Origin of the sequence: Blastomonas natatoria (genome assembly GCF_003201955.1) — a bacterium.
GTDB lineage: Bacteria > Pseudomonadota > Alphaproteobacteria > Sphingomonadales > Sphingomonadaceae > Blastomonas > Blastomonas natatoria.
Genome location: NZ_QJJM01000008.1, coordinates 108,234 through 123,385, shown reverse-complemented (window position 1 = coordinate 123,385; position 15,152 = coordinate 108,234). Strand labels below are relative to the sequence as shown.

Here is a 15,152-nt window from a genome sequence, read left to right as displayed (position 1 = left end):
GAAAAGGGGATATTGCCATGACGATTGCCACCACTACCGCCCGTCTGCGCATGGGAACCGGCCTGATCGCGCTTGCCCTTTGCAGCATGTCGGCACCGGCGCTGGCGCAGGACGCCGACCAGGCCGACACGATCGAAGCCGCATCCGAGAACGAGATCATCGTTACCGCGCAGCGCCGGTCGCAGTCGATCCAGGATGTGCCGATCGCGATTACTGCCGTCACCGCCGAGACGCTGAAGGACCAGAACGTCCAGAGCGTCGAAGACTATTTCGCGCTGACCCCCAATGTCAGCTTCCAGACCAACGGATCGCGCGACCGCAAGGACCTTTCGATCCGCGGCATCTCCAACCAGCTCAACCCCTATGCCGATGTCCGCCAGTCGAGCTACGCCTTCTATATCGACGAGTTCAACGTCGCGGCGGGCACCAGCAACCCGCAGATCGTCGATCTCGAGCGGATCGAGGTGCTGCGCGGGCCGCAAGGCACCTATTTCGGCCGCAATGCGGTGGGCGGCGCGATCAACGTCATCACCAAGAAGCCGGTGCAGAACTGGGAGGGCGAGCTCGAAGCCGCCTATTCCAATTACGATACCTTCCGCGCGCAGGGCGTGCTCAACATCCCGGTCATCCCCGATCTGCTCGCGGTGCGCGCTTCGGCGCAATATGAGAAGAGCGACGGCTATATCCGCAACATCAATCCCATCGGCGGCGGCAACGACAGCAAGTTCTACACCGCGCGCGTGCAGGCACGGCTGACGCCGACCGACCGGCTGACCTGGGATTTCGCCTATAGCTATTCGAACGAGGAAGTCGGCATGCGCAACGGCGTACCGACCGGAGCGGTCACCGGCACCTGGGCGAGCGTCTATTATGGCGTCAACTACAACGCCACGGGCCGCACCACCACGATCACCGGCGCACCCGACGGCGTCGGCTTCTTCCCTCAGAATGACGACGAGGTGAACTTCAACCGCCCGCAAAGCGTCGGCAGCACCTATCAGTATTTCAGCTCGCGCGCGGTGTGGGATTTCGACGTGGCGACCTTGACCGGCGTGGTCGGCCATCTGACCTCGGACGTCTTCAACTTCGGTGATGTCGATGGCGGCAGCCCCGACTTTTTCTACGAGGACTTCTTTCTGAAGCGCAAATCGACCAGCGGTGAATTGCGTCTGCAGTCGAATGGCAAGAATTTCCTCGACTGGAGCGTCGGCGCGTTTCTGGGCCGGGATACCGGCACCACCGACCAGTCGACCTTCCACGGTCGCAACAGCCCGCTCTGCCCGGCGGCCCGTGCAGGCAATTGCGAGGGCCTGGAGGTAACCGGCTTCGATTCCGACAGCACCACGCGCTATTTCGCCATTTTCGGCGACGCGACGCTGCACTTCACTCCCGAACTCACCCTTGTCCTGGGTGGCCGCTATTCATGGGAAAAGACCCGCAATATCGCCGAGAACCGCTCCAACCTGACGCTGACCGGCATCAACGACCGCGTGGCCGATTTCGAGGATTTCTCGCCCAAGGCAACCTTGAGCTACAAGCCCAACAATTCTCTGATGGTCTATGCGACCGCCTCGCGCGGCTTCAAGTCGGGCGGCACGCAGACATCGAACAACGTCAACCTTTCGAACGATTTCGACCCCGAAACGCTGTGGAACTACGAGGTCGGGACCAAGTTCGACCTGTTCGACAATCGCGTGCGGGTCGACATTGCCGGCTTCTACATGGACTGGAAGAACGTCCAGCAGACCATCCGCTTCCAGTTCATCGATCCGGGCACGGGGCTGCTGCGTGGCGTGAGCGGCATCGCGAATGCAGCGAGTGCGGAAAGCTATGGCATCGAGGGAAGCTTCGACGCCAAGATCACCGACAACTGGAAGCTCGGCGGCCAGATCGGCTATAACAACACCAAGTTCAAGAGCTATCCCAACGCGCTGATCGACGGCATCGTCATCGACATCTCGGGTCGGCCGCTTGTCAACGCGCCGAAATGGACTTTCGGCGCCCAGACCCAGTATACCCAGCCATTGCGTGAGGGGCTGGATGCGTTTGTGCGCGCCGAGTGGAACTATCGCAGCTCGATGCTGTCGACCCCGCTTGCCTATCGCTACAACGGCTTCCCCTTCATCTCGCCCAGCTATCACAATGTGAACCTGCGCGCTGGCATCGAGGGCGAGAAGTGGCGTGCCACGGTGTTCGTCGAGAACCTGTTCGACGCAAAATATTTTGCCAACGCCTATGAAAAGGCCTTTTACTCGGGCGTGCAGGTTGAGCCTTCGTTCCAGAGCTATGGCATCATCCTGAGCTACAAGTTCTGAAACGAATACAAGGGGTCAAGGGGTGTTGGCATGACGTTGGACCGGCGCAGCCTGTTGCTTTCCGGCATGGCAGGCGCGGTCGCGACCGCCCTGCCAACCTCTCTCGCCCTTGCCGCCAAGCAGCCGGGCAACCCGGACGAAGGCTTCGCCCGGCTGCTGCGCCGTCACGCACACGCCTTTCTGCACCGCTCGCCCGAAGAGGCGACGGGCATGGGCTATGATACCGGCGCCAATTCCTCCCTGCGGGGGCGACTGGACGACCGATCGCAGGCGGCGCGCGAGGCGGACAAGGCAGCGATTGCAATCGCATTGGCCGAACTGGACGAGATCGATGTTCTTGCGCTTTCCAGGCCCGCCCAGATCGATCATGCGGTCGCAAGCTTTGTCTATCAGACCCTCGCCGATACGCTCGGCCGCTATGGCTATGTCGATGCCAATCTGAGGCCCAGCCCCTATATCGTCAGCCAGATGAACGGTGCCTATTACTGGCTCCCGGACTTCATCGGCAGCACGCATCCGATCGAGAACGATTCCGATATTTCGGCCTGGTATGACCGGCTGGCCGCGCTCGCGATCGCGCTCGATCAGGAGACCGACCGGATCCGGATCGATGTTGCCGCTGGTGTCATCCCGCCCGGATTCGTCATCGACCGCACGGTGCGGCAGATCGAGGCCTTGCGCGATGCACCGCCGCGCACGTCATCGCTGATGGCCAGGGCGATTGCCCGCGCAGCCGCCGCCGGGCTGGGCGACATCGCTACCAGGGGCGAGGCCATTTTCAGGCAACAGATCGCCCCCGCGCTCGACCGGCAGGCCAATGCCCTCAAGGCCCTGCGCGCGCAATCGGTCGAGACTGCGGGATGCTGGCGCTTGCCCGATGGCGATGCCTATTATGCCAGCGCACTACGCGCCAACACGACCTCGACGGTCACGCCGGAGGAACTGCACCGCCAGGGCCTCGACCAGTGCGCCGCGCTGATCGCCGAGATCGATGCCGGACTGAAGGCGCAGGGGCTGACCAAGGGATCGGTGGGTGATCGGATCAAGGCGCTCAATGCGGATCCGCGCTTCACCGTCAGCGACGACGATGCCGGTCGGGCTCAGTTGCTCAAGGCAGCAGAAGCCAGTCTCGATAGCGTCCGTGAACGACTTTCGGGAGCGTTCAGCGCGGTAGAGATCGACCCTCTGGTCGTCCGGCGCATTCCGGTTGCGATCGAGAATGGCGCGCCCGGGGCCTTTTATTCCGAGGGCACGGCGGGCCAGCCGGGCACCTATTCGCTCAATCTCAAGAATCCCGGCGAACACCCCTTGTGGCGCCTGCCGACGCTCACGCATCACGAGGGCATTCCCGGGCACCATTACCAGGCATCGGTGCTGCGCCATGGCAGCGCATTGCCGCTGTTCCGCAAGATCGTGCGCTTTTCCGCCTATACCGAAGGCTGGGCGCTCTATGCGCAGCAGGTGGCGGACGAGCTGGGCGTGTTCGAAGGCGATCCGTTCGGGCGCATCGGCTACCTCCAGTCCGAGCTGTTCCGCGCCGCGCGCATCGTCGTCGATACCGGCCTGCACCACAAGCGCTGGAGCCGCGAGGAAGCGGTGCAGTGGATGGTCGACAATGCGGGCGAAAGCCCCGAAAGCACCGATCGCGAGGTCGTGCGCTATGCGGTCTATCCCGGCCAGGCGTGCAGCTTCAAGGTTGGCGCCAACCGCATCGTCGCCGCACGAGAGGCGGCGCGTGCACGGCTGGGCGCGAAGTTCGACATCCACGGCTATCACGATCTGGTGCTGCGCTCGGGCCCGGTGCCGATGGCGGTGCTCGAAGAGGCGGCAAGCCAATGGATGACATGAGCGCCCCACCCCATCATCCGGCGCTGGCGCGCCGCTGGCATCTCGCACTGCTGCTGCTCCCCTTTCTGTGGCAGGTGGGTGCAGTGCCGCTGGTCAATGACATCGCCTGGCGGCCCTTCGGCCTGCCCTTCCCGATAGTCTGGCAGATGGCGGGCGTGCTGTTTGCGAGCGCCGTCATCGCGCTGGTCCGCGCGATCGATCTGAAGCGCGAGCAGCGCCGATGATCCTCGGCGTCACGCTGCTCGTCGTCCTTGGCACGATCATCGGAGCGGTGCTCTATGGCCGCGCGCAGAGCAAGGCGAGGTCGGTCGAGGACTGGGCGCTGGGCGGACGCCGCATGGGGACGCTGATCTTCTGGTTCCTCAATGCGGGCGAGATCTACACGACCTTCGCCGTGCTCGGCATATCGGGCTTTGCCTGGGCCTATGGCGCGCCGGCCTATCTTGCCTTCTGCTCGGTCTCGCTGTCTGCAGCGATCGGATACTGGCTGATGCCGAAGATCTGGGCAGCGGGACGTGCCCGCGCACTGGTCACCCAGGCCGATTTCTTTGCCGATCACTATCGCGCGCGCTGGCTGGGCGTGGTCGTCGCGATCGTCGGCATTGCCGCACTGGTCGTCTATGTGCAGATCCAGATCACCGCACTCGGCCTGATCCTGCGCATGACGCTCGGCACCGATGTCTCCCCCGCCATGGCGGCGGTGCTTGCGGCTGCAGCGATGCTGGCCTTCGTGTTCCTCGCCGGCCTGCGCTCGGCCGCCTTTGCCGCGGGCGTTAAGGACGTGCTGATGCTGGTGCTGGTCATCGCGCTCAGCGCCACCGTGGCGGGCATTGTCGGTGCCAGCTCGATGGCGGACGTCTATGCCCGCGCGCAGGACGCGTTTCCCGGCATCGGCAAGCTGCCGGGGCTGAAGGCCGATAGCGGGCTTTCGACCACCTGGCTGATGACCTCCGCGCTCAATGTCGCGCTCGCCAACTGGATCTTCCCGCACATGTTCCAGCTGAGCTATTCGGCGGCGACCGAGGATGCAATCCGCCGCAACGCGATCTTCCAGCCGATCTATTCGCTGTCCTATTTCTTCATCATCCTGCTGGGCCTTGCCGCGCTGCTCGCGGGCACGATCCCCCCCGATGGCGATATCAACGCGGTGCTGCTGCAGTTCGTGTCCGATCGCTATCCCCCCTGGCTCGTCGGGCTGCTCGCGGGCACGGCGTGCCTGCTGGCGCTGGTCCCCGGATCGGTGCTGTTGCTCACCGCCGGATCGATCTTTGCGCGCAATGTGGTCGCGCCGCTCTATCCGGCCATGAGCGATCGTGCAGGCCTGCTCGCCTCGCGGCTGTCGATGGTGGGGGCGGCGGCCATCGCGGTCTATCTGACGCTGGGCGGCAACCGATCGCTGGTCGAGATCGGGCTGTCGGCCTATGGTGCGATCGGCCTGCTCGCGCCGGGCGTGTTCCTCGCCTTCCTCTGGCCGCGCACCAGCGCAGTCGCGGTCGCGGGCGGGCTGGTCGCGGGCTATGCGCTGCTCGTCACTCCTCCGGGCGAGGCCTGGATCGCCGCCACCTTCGTCGAATGGGAGCCGGGCCTGGTCGCGATGGGCGCTGCTTTGATCGTCACTGTCGCGATCAGCCTCGTCGCCCCGCGCCGCGCCGGTGCGCCCGACACCCTGCCCCTCACCCCGCCCCTCGCCTCGCAAGGAGAAGCCGCCTGATGACCGACGCGCCCGCCTTTCTCGCTGCCGACCATGTGTCTTTCACCGTGCCCGATCTCGACGCGGCGATCGCCTTCTACATCGACACGTTCGGCGCGCGCGAGCTGTTCCGCATGGGTCCGCTCGCGGCGAGCGAGATCCCGGCCATGCCCGACGGCCGCGACTGGATGGAGGCGCATGTCGGGGTCGCCGGGGCCACGCTGACGCTGGCGATGCTCGAACTGGTCGGCAACCTGAACCTGCAACTCGTGCAATATGACGCGCCGGCGGATCGCAACAAAGTGCCGCCGCGCAACTGCGACGCCGGCGGCCATCACCTCGCGCTGCGCGTCGACGATGTCGAGAAGGCCGCCGCCTATCTGGCGGAGAAGGGCTGTACCGTGCAAGCCATCATCGAGATTTCCGAAGGGCCGCTGGCGGGGAAGAAGAACCTCTATGTCCGCGATCCCTTCGGCCACAGCCTCGAAATCGTCGATTGAAGGAGCCTGCCCATGCCCAACACCCGCCTCAACCCGCCTTCGCTCTATGAAAGCACCGGCTTCGGCTTTTCGCACGCCACGGTGCAGGAGGGCGGCAGGACCATCCACCTCGCCGGCCAGGTCGCCTGGGACAAGGACTGCAACGTTGTGGGTCCCGGCGATCTCGCCGCACAGACGCGCCAGGCACTCGCCAATCTCAAGGCCGTGCTGGAGGCCGCAGGGGCTAGCCCGGCCGATGTCGTGCGGCTGCGTACCTATATTGTCGATCACAGCCCCGACAAGCTGGGCGTGGTGCTCCCGGAGATCGGTGCATTCTACGATGGCGGCGTGCCTGCGCCCAACACGCTGATCGGCGTCGCGGCGCTCGCCATGCCCGATTTCCTGATCGAGATCGAAGCCACCGCCGCTATCGACTGAGCGCCTGGCTCAGTCGATCAGATCGGCAATCGCCACTGGGCGCGCCGGGAAGCGGGCGGTAAAGCCGCTTCCCGGTGCCGCGCCATGTTCGGCGAGCAGTGCGCGCACGGCATGCTCGCACGAGCGGCCCTGGCACACGCCCATGCCTGCGCGCGAAACGAGCTTGAGCGCGCTCGCATCCTCAGGGCCAGCGGTCGCACTGATCGCGCGGATCAGCGCGCCGCGGGTCACATCCTCGCAGCGGCAAAGGATCGTGGCATCGTCGGCAAGCCCGGCGATCGCCTCGCGCGGATCTGCAATGCGGGCCAGCAGATCGGCAAAGCGCTGCAAACTGCCAAGCTCGCGCCGGATCGGCGCCGCGCGGCCTTCAGCCTCGCTCTCGCTCAGCAGCCCATCTGACAGCAGCACCCCGATGGCCGCCAGCCGCCCCTCGCGCAGCGCGACCTCCGCCCCTGCCACGCCGGTCGTCTCGCCCGCAGCGCCAAGGCCCGCAATGCTCGTGCACTGCCAGCGATCGACCTTGGCCGCAAAACCGCCAGTGCGCGCGCAGCGCTGCATCGCGCAGCCTGCCTGACGCAGCAGATCGGCCTGGGGCAGAAAGCCGTAACAGGTGGCGAGCACATCGCAGGCGATCGTGGTGCCATCGGCGAATTCCGCCGCCTCGAGCCGCTCGCTGCCTCTCGCACGGACCAGCCGCTGCCCGAAGCGCACGGGAACGCCTGCGCGCCTGAGATTTGCGAAGGCGGCAGCGGCATCGCGGAACGGACGCGGATGGCCGAGCGGCAGCAGCGGATCGCGCAGCACCTGCCCTGCCATGGCAGCCATGGATTGCGCGAAATGCACGGCCGCAACCTCCGCACCGGCCTTGCGCAGCTGGTCAGCGACCAGCAGTTGCAGCGGGTGCGTGCCCGAAAGCACGAACCGCGATCCGGGCACGATCTGCTGGCTCTTGATGAAGGCCTGAACGCCGCCTGCGCTCATTACGCCCGGCAGGGTCCAACCGGGAAAGGCGACCGGCATGTCATAGCATCCGGCCGCAACCAGCACATGGCGTGCCTCCAGAATCTGCCGCCCATCCCTGCCCGATGCGAGCAGGCGCAACCCGTCCGGCCGAGGGAACAGCCCCAGCACCGACACTCCGCCGCGCCAGTCGAGCCCGTCCAGCGCTTCGGCGCGGTGGAGCTGCGCCTTCAGATCGCGATAGGTGACGCCGGGCAGCCAGTCGCGCACCTTCAGGCTGCGCGGCGGCTGACGCAGGATCTGCCCGCCCATGCGAGGCTGTTCGTCGAGCATGACAACGCTGAGGCCCGCCGCGCACGCGATCTCGGCCGCTGCCTGTCCGGCGGGACCGCCACCGACGATCGCAAGATCGAACATTCCGCTCATCCGCGCTGCACCTTCATGCCAGGCTCGACCGGAATGAGGCAGGCCCGCAGCCGCCTTGCCGGTCGCCCCGGCACCTCTACCGTGACGAAGCATTCGCCGCAGGTCCCCATGTTGCAGAACATGCCGCGCGCCTTTCCTTCCAGGTCGTTGCGGAATACCGGCTTGTCCGCCGCGAGCAGCGCCGAGGCGAGCATCTCGCCGGGCAAGGCGATAACCTCCGCGCCATCCACGAGGATCAGGATCGGCCCGGGATGCTGCGATGCGACGCGGCGGCTCATCCCATGAACCCGTTGAGATGATCGAACCGATCGGGACTGAACAGGGCAAGGCCGCTGTCGCCGTCGCGCTCGCCCGCCATTTCGGCAGCAAGCAATCGCGCGAAGGTCGGCCCCAGCGTGAAGCCCGATCCGCCTGCCGCGACATAGAGGCCAGGCGCACGGCTCACCGCGCCGACGAGCGGCAGCTGATCCGCAGTCAATGCGACGATTCCGGTCCAGCTGCGGATGATGTTGAGCGCGGCAACGCCGGGCACCGTATCGGCTGCCGCGCGCAAATTGGCCTGGAGTGCATCCGGATCGATGGTGGCCGGGCAGGAAAGGTCGAAGCTGGTCGCGCCGCGCTGGAGCTTCGACGCCCATCCGCCTCCGATCAGGATATTGCCGCTTTCGGTCTGTTTCATCGACAGCCGCCGCCCGACATGCTGCACCAGATGGCCGATCATCGGTGCGGTCCGCTCGGTCGCGGTCATCGTCAGGCCTGCGGGGAAGACCGGAAGGTGCAGGTTGAACAGCACACCGGTCGCCATGGTCGCGGCTCCTGTGGCGAGCAGCACGCGGTCTGCACGGATTTGTTCGCGCGCCTCGCCGCTCTCCAGCGTCAGGTGAAAGCCCCTGGCCGAGCGGCTGACATCGGCCAGCCGGGTGCGCGAGCGCACTGTCGCCCCGGATTCGATGGCACGCGCAGCCAGCAATCGGGTGATGGTGCGCGGGTTGGCATGGCCCTCATCTGCCAGCCATGCGGCAGCGCGGATGTCCGGCGAAAGATAGGGTGCGATCTTCGCAACGCCGGTAGCATCGAGCAATTCGGTCGGCACGCCGAACTCGGCCTCGCGCGCAGCCTTGCGCTCGAGCAGCGCAACCTCGGCATCGCTGTGCGCGACCATCAGGCCGCCATGCATCACGATTTCCATCGCCGGGCCGAACTGCTGGTCGAGGATGCGCCAGTCTTCGATCGCAAGCCGGTTGAGCGCAAGCACCCGGCTGGCCTGATCGGCAAGAGCAGGGCCGTTTTCGAGAAACCGCCGTTCGATCTGAAAATGCAGCGAGCCTGCATTCTGGCCCGATGCGCCGCCATTGAGTTCGCCCGCCTCGATCAGCAGCACCCTTGCGCCGCGTTCGGCGAGGTGCCAGGCGGTGGCACAGCCGGTCAATCCGCCGCCGACGATGAGAACATCGACTGCGTTCATCCGCTCACAGCTTGCCTATCTGGCGCAGGGTGGCTTCGACCTGAGCGCGTCCATGCGCATCGACATCGATCAGCGGCGCGCGCACGCCGCCCAGCGGCATCCCGAGCACGTCGAATGCGGCCTTCAGCACCGCAGGACCGGACCCGAACCGTCCGACCAGATCGGGCGTGTACCACTGGTCCAGGATCATCCGGTCCTTCGCGCCGCAAGCACGCGCGGCATCGAGATTTCCGGCCCAGAGATGGTTGTAGAAATCGGGCTGGTCACGGCCCAGAACGCCGCCCGCCCCCATCGTGCCATCGCCGCCGGCGCCGTTCAGCAGGGTGAGTCCATGTTCGTCCATCGCAAAGCCGAAGATACGCACAGTTTCGCGCAACATGAAGAAGGTCTTCACGAAAAGATCGAGCCTGCCGGTGGACTGCTTCAACGCCACTACGCCGTCCAGCACGGCAATGCGCGCCAGCAGTTCGGGCGGCATGTCGATGCCCGTACCGGGCGGCCAGTTATAGACACAGACCGGCAGCACATTGGCATCCGACACGGACTTGTAGAAGCGGAACAGTTCCTCTTCCGACGGGCGCACATAAGGCGGCGGGGTCAGCAATATGCCATCGAAGCCGCAGTCACGCGCGTGACGTGCAAGGTCGATGCTCTCGTGCGGCGTGAAGCTGGTGCAGCCGGCGATGATGGGCAGCCGCCCCTTCATCTGCGCGCCCACCATCGAGAACAGATCGCGCCGCTCGGCAGGCGAAAGGCTGGTCCACTCGCCCGTGGTGCCGCCGATCACCAGACCGTGCATGCCTGCGGCCAGCAGCCATTCGAGATAGGTTCCCAGGCGCTGCGGATCGAGCGCACCGTCATCGCTGAACGGCGTCACGATGGCGGGCAGATACCCGCGCCAGTTCACCCTTGACCGCTTGTCTGCCACGTCCGGCAACTCCCCCTGCACTATTGAGCATTTCACCCTGCGCCGATGTCTTGTGCTTCATCAATAGCAACGCAGGCCAATTGTCATTGCGTAATAGGCAACACTAAGCGACAAGCCCTGTTATACGCGCGACCCGTATGGAGGTGTCCATGTCCGATATAGCTCTGCGCTACCTTTATGAGACCGTGCAGGCCGGTTCGATGCGCGCCGCTGGCGATCGCCTGGGGATTGCCGCCTCGTCGATCAGTCGCCAGGTCGCCCAGCTCGAGCAGGAATATGGCATGCCGCTGTTCGAGCGGGGTCGCCGCACGATCCAGCTCACCCAGGCAGGTGAGCTGGCCATCGAGCATTATCGCTCGCTGATGGCCAATCGCGAGTCGCTGGCGATGCGCATGGAGGAGCTGCGCGAGGCGCGAACCGGTACCGTCAGCCTTGGTGTCGGCGAGGGTTTTCTGGGTCCGTTCTTCAACCAGCTGATCGATCGCTTCCACCTCGAGCATCCGCAGGTGCAGGTGCTCAGCACGGTGACCTCTTCCACCGCGATCGTGCGCAGCGTGCTGGCCGACGAGGCGCATTTCGGCCTGGTGCTGTATACGCCGGCCGAGCCGAATATCCGCGTTCGCATATCGGTGAACGAACCGCTGCGCGTGATGGTCGCTCCGGGGCATCCGCTCGCCGACAAGACCCGGGTCTCGCTCGCCGATCTGGTCGAGCATCCCATATGCCTGGGGCCCGAAGAGTTCCTGATCCGCCAGCTGATGCGGACGGCCGAGGCGCGGCAGCGGCTGTTTCTGGAGCCGGTGATCGTCATCAATTCGATCCAGGCAATGCGCGATCTCGCCGCTTCCGGAAGCGTCACGACGGTTCTGCCGGAGTTTTCCGCGCGGCCCGAAATTGCCGATGGCAGGCTGGTCGCCATTCCGTTCGACGAGACCATCGAAACGGTGACCGTCAGCCTGATCACCCGCATCGGGCGACAACTGGAAAGCGCGCCGCGCCGTCTGCTGACCGCATTCGAATCAGGCATGGCCCGCTGGGCGGCAACGACCAGCCGCTAGGGCACTTGCCGACCATGCGGCGGCGGCGCCTTACGCCTCAGGCTCGTCCACGAGATTGCCGTGCAACTGGCCGAGCAGCACCAGCAGCGTGTTGAAATCCGCTTCGGACAGGCCCCGGATCACCTGATGATAGACCGGTGAGGTCGCCTTTCGCGCCTGCACCAGCTTGTCCTCGCCCGCCTGAGCCAGCAGCACCTCGGTCACCCTGCCGTCGGCTGCGCTCGGGCGGGAGAAAACGAGACCCGCCTGCGCCATGCGCTGGATGATCCGGGTCATGGTGGAAAGCGGGATGACGGCCGCGTCGGCAATGTCGCGCACGCCGCGCGGGCTGCGTTCGCCCAGGATCATCAGCACCCGCCAGCTCGGAATATCGATCCCGATCGCGCGCAGATGCGTCTCGATCACCGCATTATACCGGCTGACCAGACGGTTGAGCTGAAAGAAAGGGTAGCGCTCCAACTGGAAGGCGGGCGTCCCCGGATCGCCCAGGATGCGATTGTCGGTGCTGTCCATGTCCAGCCGCATAAGGCCAACCGATCGGCTCGGCAACGCATCGCGCAATATTAGTTGCATATGCACGTTTTTTCAGGCAGCTTTCGATTCGTCTCCCGCTCCAGCCTGAAAGGAAGGGCATGTCCAGCACGCTTCTCGAACAGTTTGCCTCGGCGATCGCCGCTGGCACCATCCGGACGATCGATCTCACGCAGACTCTGTCGGAAGACACGCCGCTGCTGGTGCTGCCACCCGAATTCGGTCAGACTGCTGGCTTCAGCCGCCAGGAAATCTCCCGCTATGACGATCGCGGCGTAGCCTGGTACTGGAACAACTTCACCGTGGGTGAGCATACCGGAACGCATTTCGATGCACCGGTGCACTGGGTGACGGGCAAGGATCTCGCCGACAACACGGTCGACGCCGTGCCCCCAGCCGATTTCATCGCACCCGCCGTGGTGATCGACATTTCCGCGCAATGTGCCGCCGATGCCGATTATCTGCTGACCGTCGCCGATATCGAGGCCTTCGAAGCCGAGCATGGCCGCATTCCGCCCCGCAGTTGGGTGATGCTGCGGACCGACTGGTCGAAGCGCGATACCGATGCCTATACCAACCGCCGCGAGGATGGAGCGCACACGCCGGGACCATCGGCGGAAGCCGTCCGGTTTCTGGTCGATGATCGTCAGGCGCATGGCCTGGGTGTGGAGACCATCGGCACCGATGCCGGACAGGCGCATCTGCTGGATCCTGCCTATCCGGCCCATACCCTGTTCCATGGAGCCGGTCGCTATGGCCTGCAGTGCCTGACCAATCTCGACCAGCTGCCACCGACCGGTGTCGTGATCGTTGCGGCGCCGCTCAAGATCGAGGGCGGTTCGGGCAGTCCGCTGCGCGTGCTGGCGCTCGTGGCGGACTGACACGATGGCCGAGCGTTCGTTCAAGAAGGAAGTCGAGCAATTGCGTCTGGGCGAAGGCGCAGTGTTCAGCGGCGAAGGCATCCTCGCCGTCACCAAGGCGCTGCTTCAGGCGGGCGTTGCCTATGTCGGCGGCTATCAGGGTTCCCCCATCAGCCATTTGATGGACGTGTTCGCCGATGCCGATCCGCTGCTGCGCGAACTGGGCGTCCATTTTGAATCGAACGCCAGCGAAGCGGCGGCAGGTGCCATGCTGGCCGCATCGGTCAATTATCCGCTGCGCGGTGCCGTTGCGTGGAAGTCGGTGGTCGGCACCAACGTCGCTTCGGACGCGCTTTCCAATCTGGCCAGCGGCGGGGTTACCGGTGGTGCGCTGATCATCATCGGCGAGGATTACGGCGAAGGCTCCTCGATCATGCAGGAGCGGACGCACGCCTTTGCCATGAAATCGCAGATGTGGCTGCTCGATCCGCGGCCGCATCTGCCGACCATCGTCGACATGGTGGAAGCAGGCTTCGACCTGTCCGAGGCGTCGCAGACCCCGGTGATGCTCGAACTGCGGGTGCGCAGCTGCCACATGACCGGCCAGTTCGTCGCCCGCGAGAACAAGAGGCCGGCGATGACGGTGGGGGAAGCCGCTGCCAGCCCTCGCCGCGACGTCAACCGCATTGTCCTGCCGCCAGCCAATTTCGTGCACGAGATCGAAAAGGTCGAGCACCGCTGGCCCGCTGCGCTCAAGTTCATCGCCGAACGCCGGCTTAACGAACATTTCGGGCCGGAGCAGGACCGCATCGGCATCATCGTCCAGGGCGGGCTGTTCAACACGCTCAATCGCGCACTGGAAATGGCGGGTCTGTCGGATGTTCACGGGGCGACACGGATCCCGGTCTATTGCCTCAACGTCACCTATCCGCTGATCCCGGAAGAGATCACCCGGTTCTGTGCAGGCAAGGACGCGGTGCTGGTCGTCGAGGAAGGTCAGCCCGAATTCATCGAGCATGAACTCAACACGCTGATGCGCCGGGCGGATCTGAACACCCGCATCATCGGCAAGGACATCCTGCCGCGCGCCGGCGAATATTCGGGCACAGTGCTGCGCGACGGGCTGGCGGCGTTCCTGCGCATCCACGCTCCCGAACGCGCGCCCACGCAGATGGTGTCGGTTGCGCCAGAGCCGGACCTGGCCACGACCGTGCCACCGCGCCCCGCAGGCTTTTGCACCGGCTGCCCCGAGCGACCGATCTTTTCGGCGATGAAGCTGGTACAGCGCGAACTGGGCGAATTGCACGTCTCGGCCGATATCGGCTGCCATCTGTTCTCGATCCTGCCGCCCTTTCATATCGGCAACACCACCATGGGCTATGGTCTGGGCACGGCGGGTGCATCCGCCTTCAAGCCCGAAGGCAAGCGCGCGGTCGCGATGATGGGTGATGGCGGATTCTGGCACAATGGCCTGACGTCGGGCATCGGCAGTGCGGTATTCAACCAGGACGATACCGTGACCATCGTCGTCGACAACGGCTATTCCGCGGCAACCGGGGGCCAGGACATTCTCTCCTCCCGTGCGGAGAATGCAACGCGCCGAACCAACAATCCCATCGAAAAGGCGGCGCGGGGCCTGGGCATCACCTGGGCGCGGACGCTGACCCGCACCTATGACGTCGCCCGCATGCGCGATACGCTCAAGGAGGCGCTGACCAGTCCGGAAACGGGCCCGAAACTGATTGTCGCCCAGTCCGAATGCATGCTCAACCGCCAGCGCCGGATCAAGCCGCTGATGGCCCAGGCGGTGCGCGAGGGCAAGCGTGTCGAACGCGAACGCTTCGGCGTCGACCCCGATACCTGCACCGGCGACCACGCATGCATCCGCCTATCGGGATGCCCGTCGCTCAGCATCCGTCCCAATCCCGATCCGCTGCGCAGCCACCCCGTGACGCATATCGACAACAGCTGTGTCGGCTGCGGCAATTGCGGTGAAGTGGCCCATGCGGCGATCCTGTGCCCATCCTTCTACAAGGTGCGCGTGGTCACCCATCCCACGCGCTGGGAACGCCTGCGCACATCGTTCCGGCGGCGCGTCATCGGCTGGTTCCAGCAGCGCCACGCGCGCGCACTCGCAGCAAGGGCATTCTGACC

14 protein-coding genes are annotated in these 15,152 nt (G+C 65.2%); 9 read left to right on the top strand and 5 right to left on the bottom strand.

Annotation, left to right across the window (positions count from 1 at the left end):
- The first annotated feature begins 17 nt into the window (after window positions 1-17).
- From C7451_RS11625 to C7451_RS11600, 6 genes are read left to right on the top strand one after another with little or no spacing between them, the layout of a single operon-like run.
- Window positions 18-2,315: a TonB-dependent receptor gene (locus tag C7451_RS11625; RefSeq protein WP_167398516.1), complete on the top strand. Its 2,298-nt coding sequence runs from the start codon at window positions 18-20 to the stop codon at window positions 2,313-2,315.
- A gap of 30 nt (window positions 2,316-2,345) precedes the next feature.
- Complete coding sequence (locus C7451_RS11620) at window positions 2,346-4,163, top strand: DUF885 domain-containing protein (protein ID WP_110299134.1); 1,818 nt, start codon at window positions 2,346-2,348, stop codon at window positions 4,161-4,163.
- Window positions 4,160-4,387 (top strand): DUF3311 domain-containing protein, encoded by a 228-nt coding sequence (locus C7451_RS11615; RefSeq protein WP_110299133.1) that lies wholly within the window; start codon window positions 4,160-4,162, stop codon window positions 4,385-4,387. The genes C7451_RS11620 and C7451_RS11615 overlap by 4 nt, the downstream gene beginning before the upstream one ends.
- Window positions 4,384-5,874, top strand: coding sequence for a sodium:solute symporter family protein (locus tag C7451_RS11610; protein WP_110299132.1), 1,491 nt, complete (start codon window positions 4,384-4,386; stop codon window positions 5,872-5,874). The genes C7451_RS11615 and C7451_RS11610 overlap by 4 nt, the downstream gene beginning before the upstream one ends.
- Window positions 5,874-6,353: a VOC family protein gene (locus C7451_RS11605; RefSeq protein ID WP_110299131.1), complete on the top strand. Its 480-nt coding sequence runs from the start codon at window positions 5,874-5,876 to the stop codon at window positions 6,351-6,353. The genes C7451_RS11610 and C7451_RS11605 overlap by 1 nt, the downstream gene beginning before the upstream one ends.
- Before the next feature lie 12 nt (window positions 6,354-6,365).
- Window positions 6,366-6,770 carry a RidA family protein gene (locus C7451_RS11600; RefSeq protein ID WP_110299130.1) on the top strand — a complete coding sequence of 135 codons (405 nt, stop codon included), beginning with the start codon at window positions 6,366-6,368 and terminating at the stop codon, window positions 6,768-6,770.
- A 9-nt stretch (window positions 6,771-6,779) separates the two neighbouring features.
- Here the strand turns inward: C7451_RS11600 and C7451_RS11595 are convergent, their stop codons facing one another.
- Genes C7451_RS11595 through C7451_RS11580 form a run of 4 tightly spaced genes read right to left on the bottom strand, consistent with a single transcriptional unit; the run spans window position 6,780 to window position 10,549 of the window.
- Complete coding sequence (locus C7451_RS11595; protein WP_167398515.1) at window positions 6,780-8,156, bottom strand: FAD/NAD(P)-dependent oxidoreductase; 1,377 nt, start codon at window positions 8,154-8,156, stop codon at window positions 6,780-6,782.
- A complete protein-coding gene (locus C7451_RS11590; protein WP_110299245.1) occupies window positions 8,153-8,434 on the bottom strand; it encodes a (2Fe-2S)-binding protein in 282 nt (93 codons plus the stop codon). Before C7451_RS11590 ends, C7451_RS11595 begins: the two co-directional genes overlap by 4 nt.
- The gene (locus C7451_RS11585; protein ID WP_110299128.1) at window positions 8,431-9,621 is read right to left on the bottom strand and encodes an NAD(P)/FAD-dependent oxidoreductase; all 1,191 of its coding nucleotides are present in this window, start codon (window positions 9,619-9,621) and stop codon (window positions 8,431-8,433) included. The genes C7451_RS11590 and C7451_RS11585 overlap by 4 nt, the downstream gene beginning before the upstream one ends.
- A 4-nt stretch (window positions 9,622-9,625) precedes the next feature.
- Window positions 9,626-10,549 (bottom strand): dihydrodipicolinate synthase family protein, encoded by a 924-nt coding sequence (locus C7451_RS11580; RefSeq protein WP_110299127.1) that lies wholly within the window; start codon window positions 10,547-10,549, stop codon window positions 9,626-9,628.
- 149 nt (window positions 10,550-10,698) lie between these two features.
- Between C7451_RS11580 and C7451_RS11575 the strand changes: the two genes are divergently transcribed.
- Window positions 10,699-11,607 (top strand): LysR family transcriptional regulator, encoded by a 909-nt coding sequence (locus C7451_RS11575; protein ID WP_167398514.1) that lies wholly within the window; start codon window positions 10,699-10,701, stop codon window positions 11,605-11,607.
- A gap of 30 nt (window positions 11,608-11,637) precedes the next feature.
- Here C7451_RS11575 and C7451_RS11570 read toward each other — a convergent pair whose 3' ends face one another.
- Window positions 11,638-12,120: a MarR family winged helix-turn-helix transcriptional regulator gene (locus C7451_RS11570; RefSeq protein ID WP_110299244.1), complete on the bottom strand. Its 483-nt coding sequence runs from the start codon at window positions 12,118-12,120 to the stop codon at window positions 11,638-11,640.
- 119 nt (window positions 12,121-12,239) lie between these two features.
- On the opposite strand from C7451_RS11570, the gene C7451_RS11565 reads away from it, so the two are divergent.
- Together C7451_RS11565 and C7451_RS11560 are read left to right on the top strand one after the other, a co-directional pair.
- Complete coding sequence (locus C7451_RS11565; RefSeq protein ID WP_110299125.1) at window positions 12,240-13,019, top strand: cyclase family protein; 780 nt, start codon at window positions 12,240-12,242, stop codon at window positions 13,017-13,019.
- Window positions 13,020-13,023: 4 nt separating this feature from the next.
- On the top strand, window positions 13,024-15,150 hold the full coding sequence (locus C7451_RS11560) for an indolepyruvate ferredoxin oxidoreductase subunit alpha (protein ID WP_110299124.1): 2,127 nt from the start codon (window positions 13,024-13,026) through the stop codon (window positions 15,148-15,150).
- Window positions 15,151-15,152 lie beyond the last annotated feature (2 nt).